This window comes from Paraburkholderia acidicola, from assembly GCF_002362315.1.
GTDB lineage: Bacteria > Pseudomonadota > Gammaproteobacteria > Burkholderiales > Burkholderiaceae > Paraburkholderia > Paraburkholderia acidicola.
This window is the reverse complement of the sequence record NZ_MTZV01000001.1, coordinates 459,226-476,412: the sequence shown is the minus strand read 5'-3', so window position 1 is coordinate 476,412 and position 17,187 is coordinate 459,226. Positions and strand designations below refer to the sequence as shown.

Genomic DNA, 17,187 nt, shown 5'->3' with positions numbered 1-17,187 from the left:
CTCACACTGCGATCGCGCGCAGCAGCTCGGTCTCGACCTGAATTTGCAGGCGGTTGTCCGACAGGCCGCGTCCGTCCAGCAGAAACACGTCTTCGACGCGTTCGCCGAGCGTATTGATCCGCGCCGCATGGACGCCGACCCGGTGCTCAGCCAGCACACGCGCGATCGAATAAAGAAGGCCTGGCCGGTCGTTGGCCGACACGGACAGGATGTAGTACTGGCCGCGCTCGTCGGCCCGCAGGTCGACGCGCGGCGTCACAGGGAACGTGCGCGAGAGCCGCGACAGACGGCCCTTCGACGGTTCCGGCAGCAGCGTGCCGCCAGCGGTTAACCGGGCGGCGAGCTCCTGCTCCACGAGATTCGCGATGTCGCGATAGTGCACGTCCCGTTCGGTGTGCGCAACGAGGAAGTTATCGAGCGCGTAGCCGTGTTTCGTCGTGCTGACCCGCGCATCGAGCACCGACAGCCCGTTGCGGTCGAAATACGCGCAGATGCCAGCGAACAGATCGGGGCGATCCTGCACGTAGACGAGCACCTGCAACGCTTCGCCGATCGGCCATGGGCGCGCGCGAACGATCGGCGTCGGCGTGTTGACGTGGCGATGCAGCACGCGCGTTTGCCACGCGATATCGGCGGCATCGTGGCGCAGGAAATAACCGACGTCGAGTTGATCCCACAGCGCGCTATGCGCGTGCTCGGGCACGGTTTCGAGCCGCAGCAACGTCAGGGCCTCTTCCTGACGGGACTTCAGTTCCGAATGCGCATCGGGCCGCGCGCCACCGAGCACATTGAGCGTCGTGCGATAAAGGTCTTCGAGCAGCTTGCCTTTCCACGTGTTCCAGACCTTCGGACTGGTGCCGCGGATATCGGCAACCGTCAGCAGATACAGCGCTGTCAGGCGTCGCTCGCTGTGGACCAGTTCGGCGAAGCGCTTGATGACCTCGGGGTCGCTCGTGTCCTGCTTCTGGGCAAACTGGCTCATCGTCAGGTGATGCTCGACCAGCCAGACGACGAGCGCCGTATCGTCGGCTTCGATGCCGTGCTCGCGACAAAAGCGTCGGGCGTCGGCCATGCCGAGCTTCGAGTGATCGCCGCCGCGGCCCTTCGCGATGTCGTGGAACAGCGCCGCGACATACAGCACCCACGGCCGCTCGAGATTCGCGATCAACTGACTGCAGAACGGGTATTCGTGCGCATGCTCGGCAACCGCGAAGCGGCGCAGATTACGCAGCACCATCAGGATGTGCTGGTCGACGGTATACACGTGATACAGGTCGTGCTGCATCTGCCCGACGATGCGGCGGAAGTTCAGCAGATACCGCCCGAGCACGCTCGTCTGGTTCATCAGCCGCAGCGCGTGCGTGATGCCCTCCGGCTGCTGGAGGATTTCCATAAACATGCGACGGTTTTCGGGGTCGCGGCGCCAGTGCCGGTCCATTGCGTCGCGCGCGTTGTAGAGCGCGCGCAGCGTGCGCGCGGACAGCCCTTTGACGCCGCGAATCTTCTCGTACAGCAGGAACGCTTCGAGAATGGCATGCGGTTCGCGTTCGAAAACATCGTCGCCGGCAATCTCCAGCATGCCTTGCTTCTCGACGAAATGGTCCGAGAGCACACGCGTGATGCCGCTCGTATCCGGAAACAGCTGTGCTTCGATGTTCTGGATCAGGATCGTCGCCAGCTGCGTGACGGCTTTCGCGGCCCAGTAGTAGCGGCGCATCAACTGTTCGCTGGCGCGTTTCGCGTCGGTGGCCTTGTGGCCGAAACTTTCGGCGACCGCGATCTGTAGATCGAAGACGAGAATGTCCTGGCGCCGCCCGGCGATCACATGCAGCCGCGCGCGCAGCGTCTTCAGAAAGCTTTCATTGCGGCGCAGCCCGCGTGCTTCGCGCTCGGTGATCAGGCCGCGTGCATCGAGTTCGCGCCAGCTACTGCCGAAGCCCGCCGCCTGCGTGACCCAGAGGATCAACTGCAGATCGCGCAGGCCGCCCGGGCTTTCCTTGATGTTCGGTTCGAGCGAGTAGGGCGTGTCCTGAAACTTCGCGTGGCGCTGACGCATTTCCAGCACCTTCGCCTGGAAGAAGGCACGCGGATCGAGCGCCTCGCGATAGCGCACGGCAAATCGCTCAAACAGCGATGTGCTGCCGACAATACGTCGTGCTTCGAGCAGCGAGGTACGCACGGTGATGTCGTTGGCCGCCTCTTCGAGACATTGCTCGACGGTGCGCACGCTGCTGCCGAGTTCGAGCCCGAGATCCCACGCGAGGCCAATGAAGCGCTCAAGCCGCGTTTCAAGCTGCGGATTCGGCCCGTCGGGCAACAGCACCAGAATATCGATGTCGGAAAACGGCGCGAGTTCGCCGCGTCCATAACCGCCGACAGCCAGCAGTGTCAGCGCCGGTGGCAGCCCGCACGCATCCCAGGCGCCGCGCAGTGCGGTATCGGTGAGACGCGCGAGCGAGCGCATCAGCGTATCGACGTTGCCGGCGGTCCTGAAGCGCTCCAGCAGCGCGGCCTTCGCTATCTTGTAGTCCGCCTTGAGCGACGTAGCACTGAAAAGAGGAACAACCTGGACGCTACTCATGGGCACGCGGCGGACAAGGGAAACGAAAAGCTCAGGCGGTAGCGGCGCTGAGCGCCGGCCGGGCGGGCGTACCGGCGGAGACGGTCAGCACGTCGTGCCCCGTTTCCGTGACGAGGATGGTGTGCTCCCACTGTGCGGACAGGCTGCGGTCTTTGGTCTTGACGGTCCACTGGTCCGGCATGGTGCGGATATCACGGCGGCCGGCGTTGATCATCGGTTCGATCGTGAAGATCATGCCGGTCTGCAATTCGAGACCCGTGCCAGGGCGGCCGTAGTGCAGGATTTGCGGATCTTCGTGGAACACGGTACCGATACCGTGACCGCAGTATTCGCGCACCACGCTATAGCCCTGCGCCTCGGCGTGCCGCTGGATCGCGTAGCCGATGTCGCCGAGATGCGCGCCCGGACGCACCTGTTCGATGCCGAGCCACATGCATTCGAAGGTGGTCTGGACGAGCCGCTTCGCGAGAATCGACCCTTCACCGACGATGAACATCCGGCTGGTATCGCCGAAATAACCGTTCTTGATCACCGTGATGTCGATGTTCAGCGCGTCGCCGTTCTTGAGCGTTTTCTCGCCGGGGATGCCGTGGCAGATCACGTCGTTGACGGAAATGCAGGTGGCTTTCGGGTACGGCGGGTAGCCCGGCGGCTGATAGTTGAGCGGGGCCGGGACCGTGCCCTGTACGTTCAGCATGTATTCGTGGCACAGCCGGTCGAGTTCGCCGGTCGTGATGCCGGGCTTAACGAAAGGCGTGATGTAGTCGAGCACCTCGCTCCCGAGGCGGCATGCAACGCGCATTTGCGCGATATCGTGTTCGTTTTTGATCGTAATAGCCATGGGATGGGCCTGAAATGCGTCTATTGGGCGAATTATCGCACCATATTGAGGGTGCCGCTGGCTTTTGAGACGGCCCGGAGACGCCCGGGCGGCCGGCGGACCGGGCTGTGGCGCCCCGGTTTGCGCCGAAACGCCGGCCGCGCGCCGCCCGGAGGTGCAACCTGCCGCCAACGCTATGTGCTACCAGGTATCCATCGGACCCATTGAGTCAGGCGATAGTCACATGCTATAATCGCGGGCTACGTCGTTCCTGATTTGTTGGATACCGGTTTGTGTGCGGTATTGGGCGAATTAAGGGGCGGGTTCTCGCGGCGGGCGCTTCCTGCGTCGCGAAGATCCTTGATGTGCTCTGCCTGCGTAAGTCAGTACGGGCGCCTCAAGCAAACAGGAAGCGAAGCAGCAAACTCGCAAGCCGGCGCACCCAGGGTGTCCGCAGCGTCAGGTCTTCACAAAGGTGAGGGCGGCGCGGTGGATGCGGCAGCCGGCTTAAGACCCAACCCTTGCGGAGATTTACATGGCAGTCACCATGCGTCAAATGCTGGAAGCCGGTGTCCACTTTGGTCACCAGACGCGCTTCTGGAACCCCAAAATGGCCCCGTTCATTTTCGGCCATCGCAACAAGATTCACATCATCAACCTCGAAAAGACGCTGCCGATGTACAACGACGCGCTGAAGTACGTGCGTCAACTGGCAGCGAACCGCGGCACGATTCTGTTTGTCGGCACGAAGCGTCAATCGCGTGACACGATGGCTGAAGAAGCGCTGCGCGCTGGTATGCCGTACGTCAACGCACGCTGGCTCGGCGGCATGCTGACCAACTTCAAGACGCTGAAAGTATCGATCAAGCGCCTGAAGGACATGGAAGCCGCTGTCGAATCCGGCGAAACCGAACGCATGAGCAAGAAGGAAGCGCTGCTGTTCGAACGCGAAATCCAGAAGCTGCAAAAGTCGATCGGTGGCGTGAAGGACATGGGCGGCATTCCGGACGCGATCTTCGTGGTCGACGTCGGTTACCACAAGATTGCCGTCACCGAAGCGAACAAGCTCGGCGTGCCGGTCATCGCAGTGGTCGACACGAACCACTCGCCGGAAGGCATCGACTACGTGATCCCGGGTAACGACGACGCCAGCAAGGCTGTTGCCCTGTACACGGCAGGCGTGGCTGACGCGATCCTCGAAGGCCGTGCGAACTCGGTCAACGAAGTGGTCCAGGCCGCACGCGGCGACGACGGCGACGAGTTCGTCGAGGTCAACGCGGAAGCGTAAGCGACCCCGTGACCGGCCAAAAAGGGGGCTTTCTACAGGCCCCCTTTTTTTAAGCCGTAGCGTTTAGCAGGACCACCGCCGGTGCGTAAAAAAATGCGCCGCGCGGAAACGAATTCTTGCTGTCGGCATCGAATGCGGACGGCGTGTGAAAGACAGACCCAAGGAGCGAATGATGGCGGCAATTACCGCAAGCATGGTTGCAGAACTGCGCGCGAAGACCGATGCGCCGATGATGGAATGCAAGAAGGCGCTGACGGAAGCTGACGGCGACATGGAACGTGCCGAAGAACTGCTGCGTGTGAAGCTCGGCAACAAGGCGAGCAAGGCAGCATCGCGCGTGACGGCAGAAGGCGTGATCGCCTCGTTCCTCGGCGACAACGCGGGCGCGATCGTCGAACTGAACTGCGAAACCGACTTCGTTTCGAAGAATGATGATTTCCTCGCGTTCTCGAAGACCGTCGCTGAACTGATCGCGAAGCAAAACCCGGCTGACGTGGCTGCGCTCGCCGCGCTGCCGCTCGACGGCCAGACTGTCGACGCCGTGCGCCTCGCACTGGTCGGCAAGATCGGTGAAAACCTGTCGATCCGCCGTTTCGCGCGCTTCGAAACCGCGAACAAGCTGGCTGCTTACCTGCACGGCACGCGTATCGGCGTGCTGGTCGAGTACACCGGCGCGGACGAGCAGATCGGCAAGGACGTCGCGATGCACATCGCCGCGATGAAGCCGGTTTCGCTGTCGGCCGACGAAGTGCCGGCTGACCTGATCGCGAAGGAACGCAGCATCGCCGAACAGAAGGCCGCCGAATCGGGCAAGCCGGCTGAAATCGTCGCGAAGATGGTCGACGGTAGCGTGCAGAAGTACCTGAAGGAAGTCTCGCTGCTGAACCAGCCGTTCGTGAAGAACGACAAACAGACAATCGAGCAGATGCTGAAGGCTGGCGGCGCGTCGGTGCAGAAATTTGCACTGTTCGTAGTCGGCGATGGCATCGAGAAGCGCCAGGACGACTTCGCTGCCGAAGTGGCAGCGCAAGTGGCTGCTGCAAAGCAACAGTAAGCGTTGGACGTTGGCGCGGCACCGCGCCGCGTCACCACGTTGTATCGTTGGACCCGCGGCGGGGCACAAGCCTGCCGCGGCCGGAAACGCCGCAAGGCTGTCCGCGGGTCGACCCTCGCGCCGCAGCCGCCCTGCATGGGCCTCGCAGGCCGTCAATTTGGCGGCCCTTGCCCGAACCGGCATTTCACCCCTACATTAGTCCCTTGTTGTTGCCCTGTTCCGCGCGATCTGGATACCCCTATGCCCACTGCCTACAAACGCGTTCTCCTCAAACTTTCCGGTGAAGCTCTGATGGGCGAGGATGCTTTCGGCATCAATCGCGCAACGATCGAAGGCATGGTGGCGGACGTGGCCGAGGTAGTGCGGCTGGGCACGCAGCTCGCGGTCGTGATCGGCGGCGGCAATATTTTCCGTGGTGTGGCGGGCGGCGCGGCCGGTATGGACCGTGCGACGGCTGACTACATGGGGATGCTCGCCACGATGATGAACGCGCTTGCGCTGCAGGATGCGATGCGTCACGCGGGCATCGAAGCACGTGTGCAGTCCGCGCTGCGTATGGACCAGGTGGTCGAGCCGTACATTCGCCCGCGGGCGATCCGCCAGCTCGAGGAAGGCAAGGTCGTGATCTTCGCGGCCGGTACCGGCAACCCGTTTTTCACTACCGATACCGCAGCGGCTTTGCGCGGTTCGGAAATCGGCGCGGAAGTCGTGCTGAAGGCGACCAAGGTCGACGGCGTCTATTCGGCTGATCCGAAGAAAGACCCGAGCGCGACGCGCTACACGACGATCAGCTTCGACGAAGCGATCGGCCGCAACCTGCAGGTGATGGATGCGACGGCGTTTGCGCTGTGCCGCGACCAGAAGCTGCCGATTCGCGTGTTCTCGATTCTCAAGCCGGGCGCGCTCAAACGTATCGTGCAGGGCGAGGACGAAGGCACGCTCGTCCACGTGTAAACTCCTTGTCAGAAAATGTGGGTTCGAACGCGGGCCCGGGTCGCCGCTTTACGCGCGCTGGCTGGCCCGCACCGTTTTGAAGGTTCGGAGGTTTAAATATGTCTGTAGCTGACGTCAAGAAGGGCGCTGAGCAGAAGATGCTGCGCTCGATCGATGCATTCAAGAACGATCTGTCGAAGATCCGCACGGGCCGTGCGCATACGGGCCTGCTCGATCATATCCAGGTCGATTACTACGGCTCGCCGGTACCGATCTCGCAGGTCGCGAACATGACGCTCGTGGACGCGCGCACGATCGGCGTGCAGCCGTGGGAAAAGAAGATGGTGCAGGTGGTCGAGAAGGCGATCCGCGAATCGGATCTGGGCCTGAACCCGGCTACCTCGGGCGACCAGATCCGCGTACCGATGCCCGCACTTACCGAAGAGCGCCGCCGCGAACTGACGAAGGTCGTCAAGAGCGAAGCCGAGACGGCCAAGATCGCGGTGCGCAACCTGCGGCGCGATGCCAACGAGCAACTGAAGAAGCTCGTGAAAGACAAGGATATCTCCGAGGACGACGAGCGCCGCGCCAGCGACGACGTCCAGAAGCTGACGGACAAGTTCGTCACGGAGATCGACAAGCTCGTGCAAACGAAAGAAGCCGAGATCATGACGGTGTGATGCCTCAGGCATCGGCACCTTCAGGGTCCACTCTTCTTCACTTGCAGCTATTGCTCCGACGGCCATGACCTATACCAGCTCAACCGTGCGCGTGCCTGACGTCGCAGCGGTGCCGCGACATATCGCGATCATCATGGACGGTAACGGCCGCTGGGCGACGCAGCGTCGCCTGCCGCGCGTGGCGGGTCATACGCGCGGCGTCGATGCGGTGCGCGCCACCGTTGAAGCGTGCGCGCGGCAAGGCGTCGAATACCTGACGCTGTTCGCGTTCAGCTCGGAGAACTGGCGGCGTCCTACGGATGAAGTCTCGTTCCTGATGCGTCTGTTCGTCACCGCGCTTGAGCGCGAAGTCGGCAAGCTGCATGCGAACGGTATTCGTCTGCGTGTAGTCGGCGACCTGTCGATGTTCGACCGGCGCATCCAGGACCTGATTCGCCGCGCGGAAACCAAGACTGCACGCAATACGCGTCTCACGCTGACCATCGCGGCGAACTACGGCGGTCGCTGGGACATCATGCAGGCTACGCGCAAGCTCGCCGAGCAATCGGCGGCAGCGGGTCACGCCGTCGAGGTGACCGAGGGATCGTTTGCCGAACATCTGGCCATGGCGTACGCACCCGAGCCCGACCTGTTCATCCGTACTGGCGGCGAGCAACGCGTCAGCAACTTCCTGCTGTGGCAACTGGCCTACACCGAGTTCTATTTCACCGATACTTTCTGGCCGGATTTCGACGCCGACGCCCTCGGCCATGCCATCGCTTCCTATACGGAACGCGAGCGCCGCTTCGGCCGCACCAGCGCTCAACTTGAGCCGCAATCGCAAAACGCCGACTCGCTTCCATGCTAAAGACCCGTGTCATCACGGCGCTCGTCCTCCTCGCGGTGTTCCTGCCGGTTACGCTGTTTGCGCCGGTGGGTGCGTTCGGCGCGCTGATCGCTTTCGTCGTCGTGTTTGCCGCGTGGGAATGGGCACGCCTGCTCAAGGTGGGCGGCGCCGGCCCGGTGGTCTATGCGCTCGTGACCGCGGCTGCGCTCGTCGCCAGTGCGCGTCTTGGTACCGGTATGCAGTTGCCCCGGCCGCTCTTCCAGGCGGCAGGCGTATTCTGGGTGCTGGCCGGCCCGTTCGTGCTGCTGCGCAAGCCTACGCTCGCGCAAGGCGCGTGGCGCCTGTTCCTGTTCGTCGCCGGGATCGTCGCGTTTGTCGCCTGCTGGCATGCGCTCGTCGCTGCCCGCATGGCCGGGGTGCCGTTCGTTCTGTCCCTGCTGCTTCTGGTGTGGCTCGCCGACATTGGCGCATACTTCGCGGGGAAAGCGTTGGGTCGCCGTAAGCTGGCCCCCACGATCAGTCCCGGTAAGAGCTGGGAGGGTGCAATCGGCGGCTGGGCGACGGTGATGATCGTGGCCGGCGTGGCGATTGCGCTACATGCATTCGAACCCACGCTGTATTCAGCGCTGTTCGTGCAGTTCGGTGCAGTGCGCACCATCGCGGCGTTGACCGTACTGGTCGTGTTCAGTGTGATCGGCGACCTGTTCGAATCGTTGCTGAAACGGCAGGCCGGCGTGAAGGATTCAAGTGGCCTGCTACCGGGACACGGTGGCGTGCTCGACCGCATCGACGCGTTGTTGCCGGTGCTGCCGCTCGCCATGCTGCTGTTGCCGCCGACGCTCGGCTAGAGAAAGAGACATGCACAAACGATTAACTTTGCTCGGTTCCACGGGCTCGATTGGAGACAGCACGCTCGACGTCGTCGCGCGTCATCCCGAGCGCTTCTCGATCTACGCGCTGACCGCGCATCGCAACGGCGACAAGCTCGTCGAGCAATGCCTGCGCTTTAGCCCCGAGGTGGCGGTGGTTGGCGACGCCGATACCGCCGCGCAGGTTGCGGCAAAGCTGCGGGCCGCCGGCTGCAAGACCGAGGTGACATTCGGCGCGCAGGCGCTCGTCGACGTGTCGGAAAGCGCCGCCTGCGATACGGTTGTGGCAGCGATCGTTGGCGCAGCGGGCCTTGCTCCGACGCTGGCCGCGGCGCGCGCCGGCAAACGTATCCTGCTCGCGAACAAGGAAGCGCTGGTGATGTCCGGCGCGATCTTCATGGACGCGGTGCGCGACCACGGCGCGGTCCTGCTGCCGGTCGACAGCGAACACAACGCGATTTTCCAGTGCCTGCCGCGCGAAGCCGCGTTGCACGGCGGCGTCTCGAAGATCCTTCTGACCGCGTCGGGTGGCCCGTTCCGCACGCGCGAACCGTCGACGCTCGTCGACGTCACCCCCGACGAAGCCTGCAAGCACCCGAACTGGGTGATGGGCCGCAAGATCTCCGTCGATTCGGCGACGATGATGAACAAGGGCCTCGAAGTGATCGAGGCGCACTGGCTGTTCGATCTGCCGGGCGAACGCATCGAAGTGTTGATCCATCCGCAGAGCGTGATCCATTCGCTGGTGTCGTATGCGGACGGCTCGGTGCTCGCACAGCTCGGCAATCCCGACATGCGTACGCCGATCGCGCACGCGCTGGCTTTTCCCGAGCGCGTCGACTCCGGCGTTGCGCCGCTCGACCTCGTGCAGGTCGCGTCGCTGTCGTTCGAGAAACCCGACTACGCCCGTTTCCCGTGCCTCGCGCTCGCCATGAAGGCGCTCGCCGAAGGCGGCGTCGCGAGCGCCGCGCTGAACGCGGCGAACGAAGTCGCGGTGGAAGCGTTCCTTGCGCGCAAGATCGGCTTCATGGCGATCGCGCAGATCGTCGACGCCGTGCTGAACGCGCTGCCGAACCGCAGTGCCGGCAGCCTCGACGATGTGCTCGATGCCGACGCCGCGGCGCGCCGTGCGGCGGCCGGTTTCGTTGCCGGTGCTTACGCCACGGGCCGCGCGGAACGCGTCGTCCAGTGAGCCAGCCATGAACGTGCTGATCGAACTCCTTGCCTTCGTGGTCGCGATCGGCGTGCTCGTCGTCGTGCACGAGTTCGGCCATTACAGCGTCGCGCGTCTGTGCGGCGTTAAAGTGCTGCGCTTTTCGATTGGTTTCGGCAAGCCACTCGTGCAATGGGTCAGCGGTAAGACCGGTACGCAGTGGACGATTGCCGCGTTGCCGCTGGGCGGCTACGTGAAGATGCTCGACGAGCGCGAAGAGGGCGTACCCATCCCCACCGCCGAGTTGCCTCACGCTTTCAACCGTCAGTCGGTCGGCAAGCGGATCGCGATCGTCGCGGCCGGCCCGATCGCTAATTTCCTGCTGGCTATCGTGCTGTTCGCTGTGGTGTTCGCGACCGGTGTGACCGAGCCGGCGGCGATTGTCGCGACCCCGGCCCCGGACACCGTTGCGGCACGCGCGGGCTTCGATGGCGGCGAAACAGTCGTGGCGGTGCGCGAGGGCGATGCGGGCGAATCCGAGCCGGTGCGCTCGTGGTCCGATCTGCGCTGGAAGCTGCTCGGGGCCGCGTTCGACCACCGTCGTGTGGTGCTGAGCGCAAAGGACGGCCGCGGCACCTTCGATTTCCCCGTCGACCTGCGCGGCGTGTCCGACAAGGACGTCGACGACGATTTCATGTCGCGGCTCGGCTTCGAGCCAGGTGGCGGCACGTTGTCCGTGGCGGGGGTAGAGGCGGGCAGCGCCGCGCAACAGGCCGGATTGCAGGCGGGCGACCGGTTGCGCGCGGTCGACGGTAAGCCGGCCGACAACGCCACCACTTTCATCGCGGCCATCAAGGCGCATGCAGGCAAGCCGGTCACGCTGCGGATCGAGCGCGGCGCCCAGGGGCAGCAGCCCGGCACGCTCGAGAACATCGTGATCGTGCCCGCGGCCCGGCGCGACGAGACGACCGGCCAGCAAGTCGGCCGCATCGGCGCCGAACTGGCCACCCAGGTGCCATCGCTCGAGGTCCGTTACGGTCCGCTCGAAAGCATGCAGCTGGGCGCGCGCCGCACGTGGGACCTCAGTGTCTACTCGTTGCGGATGTTCGGCCGGATGATCGTCGGCGAGGCTTCGCTGAAGAACCTGTCCGGTCCGGTGACGATCGCGGATTACGCGGGCAAGAGCGCGCGACTCGGTCCGTCGGCCTTTTTATCGTTCCTCGCGCTCGTCAGTATTAGTCTCGGCGTACTCAACCTGTTACCAATTCCGGTTTTGGACGGGGGGCATCTGTTATATTATTTGGTTGAAGCTGTAACCGGCAAGGTTGTATCCGATCGCTGGCAGCTCGTTCTGCAGAGAGCGGGACTCGCCTGCATCGTCGCATTGTCGGCGATTGCGCTTTTCAACGATCTGGCTCGTTTAATCCATTTTTAAAGTGTCCGGCGGCGTTCACGATGACGACCGTCTGACCTGATGCAGCTATACACACTGGGGAAGCACGTTGTTTAAACCTCATCGCTTGGTACCTAAGACTGTTGTAGCCGCGGCATTCGCCGCGCATGGGCTGGTGGCTCACGCGACGACACCATTCGTGGTGCAAGACATCCGCATCGAGGGGTTGCAACGCGTCGAAGCCGGTACGGTGTTCTCGTACCTGCCGATCAAGCAAGGCGACACATTCAACGACGACAAGGCTTCCGAAGCGATCCGCGCACTCTATGCGACGGGTTTCTTCAACGACGTCAAGATCGCGACCGAAGGCAGCGTCGTGATCGTGCAGGTGCAGGAACGTCCGGCCATCGGCACGATCGACTTCTCCGGCATCCACGAATTCGACAAGGACAACCTGACCAAGGCGCTGCGCGCGGTCGGTCTGTCGCAGGGTCGCTACTACGACAAGGCGCTCGTCGACAAGGCCGAGCAGGAGCTGAAGCGTCAGTACCTGACGCGCGGCTACTATGCGGCCGAAGTCACGACCACGGTCACACCGATCGACCGCAATCGCGTGTCGCTGCTGTTCTCGGTGATCGAAGGACCGAGCGCGAAGATCCGCCAGATCAACTTCATCGGTAACAAGGCGTTCAGCACGAGCACGCTGCGCGACGAGATGCAGCAGTCCACGCCGAACTGGTTCTCGTGGTACACGAAGAACGATCTGTACTCGAAGGAAAAGCTCACCGGCGACCTCGAAAACATCCGCTCGTACTACCTGAACCGCGGCTATCTCGAGTTCAACATCGATTCGACGCAGGTGTCGATTTCGCCGGACAAGAAGGACATGTACCTGACGGTGACGCTGCACGAAGGCGAGCCGTACACGATTTCGAGCATCAAGCTGGGTGGCAACCTGCTGGACCGCGAGCCGGAGCTCCGCAAGCTGATCAAGATCAAGCCAGGTGACCGGTTCTCGGCCGAGAAGCTGCAGGCCACCACGAAGGCGGTCGTCGACAAGCTGGGCGAGTACGGTTATGCGTTTGCTACCGTGAACGCGTTGCCGCAGATCGATCAGGAGCATCACAAGGTCGACCTCACGCTGCAGGTCGATCCGAGCCGCCGCGTGTACGTGCGGCGCATCAATGTGGTCGGCAACACGCGCACGCGCGACGAAGTCGTGCGCCGCGAAATGCGCCAGCTCGAAAGCTCGTGGTTCGATTCGAACCGGCTCGCGCTGTCGAAAGACCGGATCAACCGTCTCGGCTACTTCACCGACGTCGACGTCACGACGATCCCCGTGGAAGGCACGCCCGACCAGGTCGACGTGGATGTCAAGGTGACCGAGAAGCCGACTGGCGCAATTACGCTGGGCGCGGGCTTTTCGTCGACGGACAAGGTCGTGCTGTCGGCGGGGGTATCGCAGGACAACGTGTTCGGTTCGGGCACGAGCCTGTCAGTCAACGTCAACACGGCAAAGACGTACCGTACGCTGACGGTTACCCAGGTCGACCCGTACTTCACGGTGGACGGCATCAAGCGCATCACTGACGTCTACTACCGCACGTATCAGCCGCTGTACTACTCGACCAATTCGAGCTTCCGCATCGTAACGGTGGGCGGCGACCTGAAGTTTGGGATTCCGTTTTCGGAAGTCGATACGGTGTACTTCGGCGCGGGCCTCGAGCAGAACACGCTCGACGTCGATTCCGCTACGCCGAAGAGCTACATCGACTACGTGAACAGTTTCGGCCGCGTGTCGAACAACGTGCCGCTCACGGTAGGCTGGTCGCGCGATGCGCGCGACAGCGCACTCGTCCCGAGCCGCGGCTACTTCACGCAGGCGAATGCCGAATACGGCACGCCGGCTGGGCGCACGCAATACTACAAGGCTGATGTTCAGGCGCAGTACTATTACTCGTTCGCACGCGGTTTCGTGCTCGGCCTGAACCTGCAGGGCGGCTACGGTAACGGGCTGGCCGGCAAGCCGTATCCGATCTTCAAGAATTACTACGCGGGCGGTATCGGTTCGGTGCGGGGTTACGAGCCGAGTTCGCTGGGTCCGCGCGACTCGACGACAGGAGACCCGATCGGCGGTAACGAGATGGTGGTCGGCAATATCGAACTGACATTCCCGCTGCCGGGCACCGGCTACGACCGCACGCTGCGCGTCTTCACGTTCCTGGACGGCGGTAACGTCTGGGGCAATGAGGGCAACAGCGTCGGCGCGAACGGTCTGCGTTACGGTTACGGTGTCGGTCTGGCGTGGATCTCGCCGATCGGACCGTTGAAGCTGAGTCTCGGCTTCCCGCTGCAGAAGCACGTCGGCGATCAGTATCAGAAATTCCAGTTCCAGATCGGCACAGCGTTCTGATGAAGCAAGGCGGAATGGGGCTCTTTACGGTATCGAGAGGATGACTTTGCAAACCGGTATGTTTTCGAAACGTGTGGCGTGCGCATGGACGCTGGCGATGACGATGACCTTGGGGATGGGGGTCGCGCACGCTCAGGTCGCGAAGATCGCCGCGGTCAATTCGGATCGCATCCTGCGCGAGTCCGCGCCGGCCAAGGTTGCGCAGGTCAAGCTCGAAGCGGAGTTCGCGAAGCGCGACAAGGACCTGCAGGACATGGCGCAGAAGCTGAAGAGCCTGTCCGATTCGCTCGACAAGAACGGTGCGTCGCTGTCGGCACTCGACCGTGCCCAGAAGCAGCGCGACATCTCGCAGCTCGACACCGATTTCCAGCGCAAGCAGCGTGAATTCCGTGAAGACCTGAATCAGCGCCGCAATGAAGAGCTGGCTGCGGTACTCGATCGCGCGAACAAGGTGATCAAGCAGATCGCCGAGCAGCAGCACTACGATCTGATCGTGCAGGAAGCGGTGTATGTCAGTCCGAGCATCGACATCACCGATCAGGTGCTGAAGGCACTGGCGTCCGGCGCCGGGTCGGGTTCGTCGAACTGAGCGTCGAACCGGGATTCACTGAACAGCAGGAGCAGCACACGCATGGCATTTACGCTCGAGGACATCGTTGGGCAGTTCGGCGGTGAAGTCGTCGGCGACGCTTCGCACCGGGTCGGCAGTCTTGCGCCGCTCGATCAGGCCGCTCCCGACCAGCTGGCGTTCCTCGCGAACCCGAAGTATCTGTCGCAGGTCGAGAGCACGCGCGCGGGCGCTGTGTTGATCAATGCCGACGACCTCGCGAAACTCGCGTCGCGCGAGGGCCGCAACTTTATCGTCACACCGAATCCCTACGCGTATTTCGCGCGTATCGCCCAGACTTTCATCGATCTCGCCGCACCGAAGCCCGTACCCGGTGTGCATCCCGGCGCAACCGTCGATCCATCGGCGCAGATCGCGGCCAGCGCGGTGATCGGGCCGAACGTGACGGTCGAAGCCGGTGTGGTGATCGGTGAGCGTGTGCGGCTTGATGCGAACGTGTTTATCGGGCGCGGCACGCAGATTGGTGCGGGTGCGCATCTGTACCCGAACGTGACCGTGTACCACGGCTGCAAGCTCGGCGACCGGATCATCGTGCACGCCGGCGCGGTGATCGGCTCGGACGGCTTTGGCTTTGCCCCCGACTTCGTGGGCGAAGGCGACGCGCGTACCGGCAACTGGGTGAAGATTCCGCAGGTGGGCGGCGTGTCGATCGGGCCGGACGTCGAAATTGGCGCGAACACGACGATCGACCGCGGCGCGATGGCCGATACGGTGATCGAAGAGTGCGTGAAGATCGATAATCTCGTGCAGATCGGCCACAACTGCAAGGTCGGAGCCTATACGGTGATCGCCGGCTGTGCCGGGATTGCCGGCAGCACGACGATCGGCCGGCACTGCATGATCGGTGGCGCGGTGGGCATTGCGGGCCACGTCACGCTGGCCGATTACGTGATCGTCACGGCGAAGTCGGGCGTGTCGAAATCGCTGCTGAAACCCGGCATGTACACGAGCGCGTTCCCGGCCGTCGACCACGCCGACTGGAACCGGAGTGCTGCGATAATGCGCAACCTCGACAAGCTACGAGACCGCATCAAGGCGCTCGAAGCGGCCACGGCCGCCCACGCCTCAACGGACAAGGCGTAAAGCCATGCGGCGGCTGGAACAGGAGACCGGCCGCAGCTTGTGTGACCAACCTCCCTGCACCAGCATCCGCAGTCATCGTCGCGCGATTCACGCGTGAGCAGAAACACCATGAGCACCGAAAAAATCAATCTCGACATCCACAAGATTCTCACGCTACTGCCGCACCGCTATCCGATCCTGCTGGTGGACCGGGTGCTCGAACTCGAGCCTCACAAGAGCATCAAGGCGCTGAAGAACGTGACGATCAACGAGCCGTACTTCACGGGGCACTTTCCGAAGCGTCCGGTGATGCCGGGCGTGCTGATCCTCGAGGCGCTGGCCCAGACGGCCGCGCTTCTGACGTTCTCGGAAGAACCGCACGATCCCGAGAGCACGCTGTATCTGTTCGTCGGCATCGACAACGCGCGCTTCAAGCGCATCGTCGAGCCGGGCGACCAGCTGATGCTGCACGCAACACTCGAGCGGCACATGCGCGGCATCTGGAAGTTCAAGGCGCGCGCGGAAGTGGACGGTGTGGTGGCGGCGGAAGCCGACCTGATGTGCGCGGTCCGGCAGTCGGATAGCGACAGTCAGTAATTTCGTTGTCGATGCCGGCAGGCGGATGCCGCCGGCGCGAGAAGCGGCAGGGTGGCAGAGCGGCTTCGAGACAACCCAACGGCAACAGTAGCGAGGACGCATGAGCAGGATTCATCCCACTGCGATCGTCGAGCCGGGTGCAACGCTCGACGAAACGGTCGAAATCGGACCCTATGCGATCGTCGGCGCTCACGTGACGATTGGCGCACGCACGACGATCGGCTCGCATAGCGTGATCGAAGGTCATACGACGATCGGCGAGGACAACCGCATCGGTCACTATGCCTCGGTCGGTGGACGGCCGCAGGACATGAAGTACAAGGACGAGCCGACGCGGCTCGAGATCGGTCACCGCAACACGATCCGCGAATTCACGACGATCCACACCGGCACCGTGCAGGACGGCGGCGTGACGACGCTCGGCGACGACAACTGGATCATGGCGTACGTGCACATCGGGCACGACTGTCATGTCGGCAGCAACGTGATCCTGTCGAGCAATGCGCAGATGGCCGGACACGTGACGATCGGCGATTTCGCGATCATCGGTGGCATGTCGGGCGTGCATCAGTTCGTGCGCATCGGTGCGCATTCGATGCTGGGCGGCGCGTCGGCACTCGTGCAGGACGTCCCGCCGTTCGTGATTGCCGCGGGCAACAAGGCGGAGCCGCACGGCATCAACGTCGAAGGGCTGCGTCGCCGCGGCTTCTCTCCGGATGCGATTTCCGCGCTACGCACGGCGTACCGCGTGCTGTACAAGAACGGCCTGTCGCTCGAAGAGGCGAAAGTGCAGTTGCGCGAACTCGCCTCAGCGGGCGGCGATGGCGATGAGCCCGTGAAGGCGTTTGCCGACTTCGTCGAAGTCTCGCAACGCGGCATCATCCGCTAGG

At 63.2% G+C, this 17,187-nt stretch carries 15 protein-coding genes; 13 read left to right on the top strand and 2 right to left on the bottom strand.

The window, feature by feature from the left end; all coding sequences use genetic code 11:
• Position 1 precedes the first annotated feature (1 nt).
• Both BWP39_RS01785 and map read right to left on the bottom strand, forming a co-directional pair.
• Entirely contained in the window at positions 2–2,581 is a 2,580-nt protein-coding gene (locus tag BWP39_RS01785) for a [protein-PII] uridylyltransferase (RefSeq protein ID WP_096716647.1), read from the bottom strand.
• Between the two features lie 31 nt (positions 2,582–2,612).
• Positions 2,613–3,422, bottom strand: a complete 810-nt coding sequence (gene map / locus BWP39_RS01780) for a type I methionyl aminopeptidase (RefSeq protein WP_091013870.1) — start codon at positions 3,420–3,422, stop codon at positions 2,613–2,615.
• A 514-nt stretch (positions 3,423–3,936) separates the two neighbouring features.
• Here map and rpsB point away from each other — a divergent pair.
• The 13 genes from rpsB (at position 3,937) to lpxA (ending at position 17,186) form a co-directional block, all read left to right on the top strand.
• Positions 3,937–4,689, top strand: a complete 753-nt coding sequence (rpsB, locus tag BWP39_RS01775) for a 30S ribosomal protein S2 (RefSeq protein WP_091013867.1) — start codon at positions 3,937–3,939, stop codon at positions 4,687–4,689.
• 172 nt (positions 4,690–4,861) lie between these two features.
• A complete protein-coding gene (gene tsf / locus BWP39_RS01770) occupies positions 4,862–5,743 on the top strand; it encodes a translation elongation factor Ts (protein ID WP_096716646.1) in 882 nt (293 codons plus the stop codon).
• 240 nt (positions 5,744–5,983) lie between these two features.
• A complete protein-coding gene (pyrH, locus tag BWP39_RS01765; protein ID WP_091013860.1) occupies positions 5,984–6,697 on the top strand; it encodes a UMP kinase in 714 nt (237 codons plus the stop codon).
• A 98-nt stretch (positions 6,698–6,795) separates the two neighbouring features.
• Positions 6,796–7,356: a ribosome recycling factor gene (gene frr / locus BWP39_RS01760; RefSeq protein ID WP_091013856.1), complete on the top strand. Its 561-nt coding sequence runs from the start codon at positions 6,796–6,798 to the stop codon at positions 7,354–7,356.
• Between the two features lie 64 nt (positions 7,357–7,420).
• Positions 7,421–8,203: a polyprenyl diphosphate synthase gene (uppS, locus tag BWP39_RS01755; protein ID WP_096716645.1), complete on the top strand. Its 783-nt coding sequence runs from the start codon at positions 7,421–7,423 to the stop codon at positions 8,201–8,203.
• A complete protein-coding gene (locus BWP39_RS01750) occupies positions 8,197–9,030 on the top strand; it encodes a phosphatidate cytidylyltransferase (RefSeq protein ID WP_096716644.1) in 834 nt (277 codons plus the stop codon). Before uppS ends, BWP39_RS01750 begins: the two co-directional genes overlap by 7 nt.
• 10 nt (positions 9,031–9,040) lie before the next feature.
• Positions 9,041–10,243 (top strand): 1-deoxy-D-xylulose-5-phosphate reductoisomerase, encoded by a 1,203-nt coding sequence (locus BWP39_RS01745; RefSeq protein WP_096716643.1) that lies wholly within the window; start codon positions 9,041–9,043, stop codon positions 10,241–10,243.
• Positions 10,244–10,250: 7 nt separating this feature from the next.
• Positions 10,251–11,639: an RIP metalloprotease RseP gene (gene rseP / locus BWP39_RS01740; RefSeq protein ID WP_096716642.1), complete on the top strand. Its 1,389-nt coding sequence runs from the start codon at positions 10,251–10,253 to the stop codon at positions 11,637–11,639.
• A 67-nt stretch (positions 11,640–11,706) separates the two neighbouring features.
• A complete protein-coding gene (bamA, locus tag BWP39_RS01735) occupies positions 11,707–14,010 on the top strand; it encodes an outer membrane protein assembly factor BamA (RefSeq protein ID WP_096716641.1) in 2,304 nt (767 codons plus the stop codon).
• A 46-nt stretch (positions 14,011–14,056) separates the two neighbouring features.
• On the top strand, positions 14,057–14,599 hold the full coding sequence (locus tag BWP39_RS01730; protein ID WP_235851363.1) for an OmpH family outer membrane protein: 543 nt from the start codon (positions 14,057–14,059) through the stop codon (positions 14,597–14,599).
• A gap of 42 nt (positions 14,600–14,641) precedes the next feature.
• Positions 14,642–15,721, top strand: a complete 1,080-nt coding sequence (gene lpxD, locus BWP39_RS01725; RefSeq protein WP_096716639.1) for a UDP-3-O-(3-hydroxymyristoyl)glucosamine N-acyltransferase — start codon at positions 14,642–14,644, stop codon at positions 15,719–15,721.
• A 108-nt stretch (positions 15,722–15,829) separates the two neighbouring features.
• On the top strand, positions 15,830–16,297 hold the full coding sequence (fabZ, locus tag BWP39_RS01720) for a 3-hydroxyacyl-ACP dehydratase FabZ (protein ID WP_096716638.1): 468 nt from the start codon (positions 15,830–15,832) through the stop codon (positions 16,295–16,297).
• A gap of 100 nt (positions 16,298–16,397) precedes the next feature.
• The gene (gene lpxA / locus BWP39_RS01715; protein WP_096716637.1) at positions 16,398–17,186 is read left to right on the top strand and encodes an acyl-ACP--UDP-N-acetylglucosamine O-acyltransferase; all 789 of its coding nucleotides are present in this window, start codon (positions 16,398–16,400) and stop codon (positions 17,184–17,186) included.
• The last annotated feature ends 1 nt before the right edge of the window (position 17,187 follow it).

Excerpts from the sequence above, each read along its gene's own strand:
- BWP39_RS01785 (WP_096716647.1), bottom strand. The coding sequence starts at position 2,581 with ATGAGTAGCGTCCAGGTTGTTCCTCTTTTCAGTGCTACGTCGCTCAAG.
- map (WP_091013870.1), bottom strand. The coding sequence starts at position 3,422 with ATGGCTATTACGATCAAAAACGAACACGATATCGCGCAAATGCGCGTT.
- rpsB (WP_091013867.1), top strand. The coding sequence starts at position 3,937 with ATGGCAGTCACCATGCGTCAAATGCTGGAAGCCGGTGTCCACTTTGGT.
- tsf (WP_096716646.1), top strand. The coding sequence starts at position 4,862 with ATGGCGGCAATTACCGCAAGCATGGTTGCAGAACTGCGCGCGAAGACC.
- pyrH (WP_091013860.1), top strand. The coding sequence starts at position 5,984 with ATGCCCACTGCCTACAAACGCGTTCTCCTCAAACTTTCCGGTGAAGCT.
- frr (WP_091013856.1), top strand. The coding sequence starts at position 6,796 with ATGTCTGTAGCTGACGTCAAGAAGGGCGCTGAGCAGAAGATGCTGCGC.
- uppS (WP_096716645.1), top strand. The coding sequence starts at position 7,421 with ATGACCTATACCAGCTCAACCGTGCGCGTGCCTGACGTCGCAGCGGTG.
- BWP39_RS01750 (WP_096716644.1), top strand. The coding sequence starts at position 8,197 with ATGCTAAAGACCCGTGTCATCACGGCGCTCGTCCTCCTCGCGGTGTTC.
- BWP39_RS01745 (WP_096716643.1), top strand. The coding sequence starts at position 9,041 with ATGCACAAACGATTAACTTTGCTCGGTTCCACGGGCTCGATTGGAGAC.
- rseP (WP_096716642.1), top strand. The coding sequence starts at position 10,251 with ATGAACGTGCTGATCGAACTCCTTGCCTTCGTGGTCGCGATCGGCGTG.
- lpxD (WP_096716639.1), top strand. The coding sequence starts at position 14,642 with ATGGCATTTACGCTCGAGGACATCGTTGGGCAGTTCGGCGGTGAAGTC.
- fabZ (WP_096716638.1), top strand. The coding sequence starts at position 15,830 with ATGAGCACCGAAAAAATCAATCTCGACATCCACAAGATTCTCACGCTA.
- lpxA (WP_096716637.1), top strand. The coding sequence starts at position 16,398 with ATGAGCAGGATTCATCCCACTGCGATCGTCGAGCCGGGTGCAACGCTC.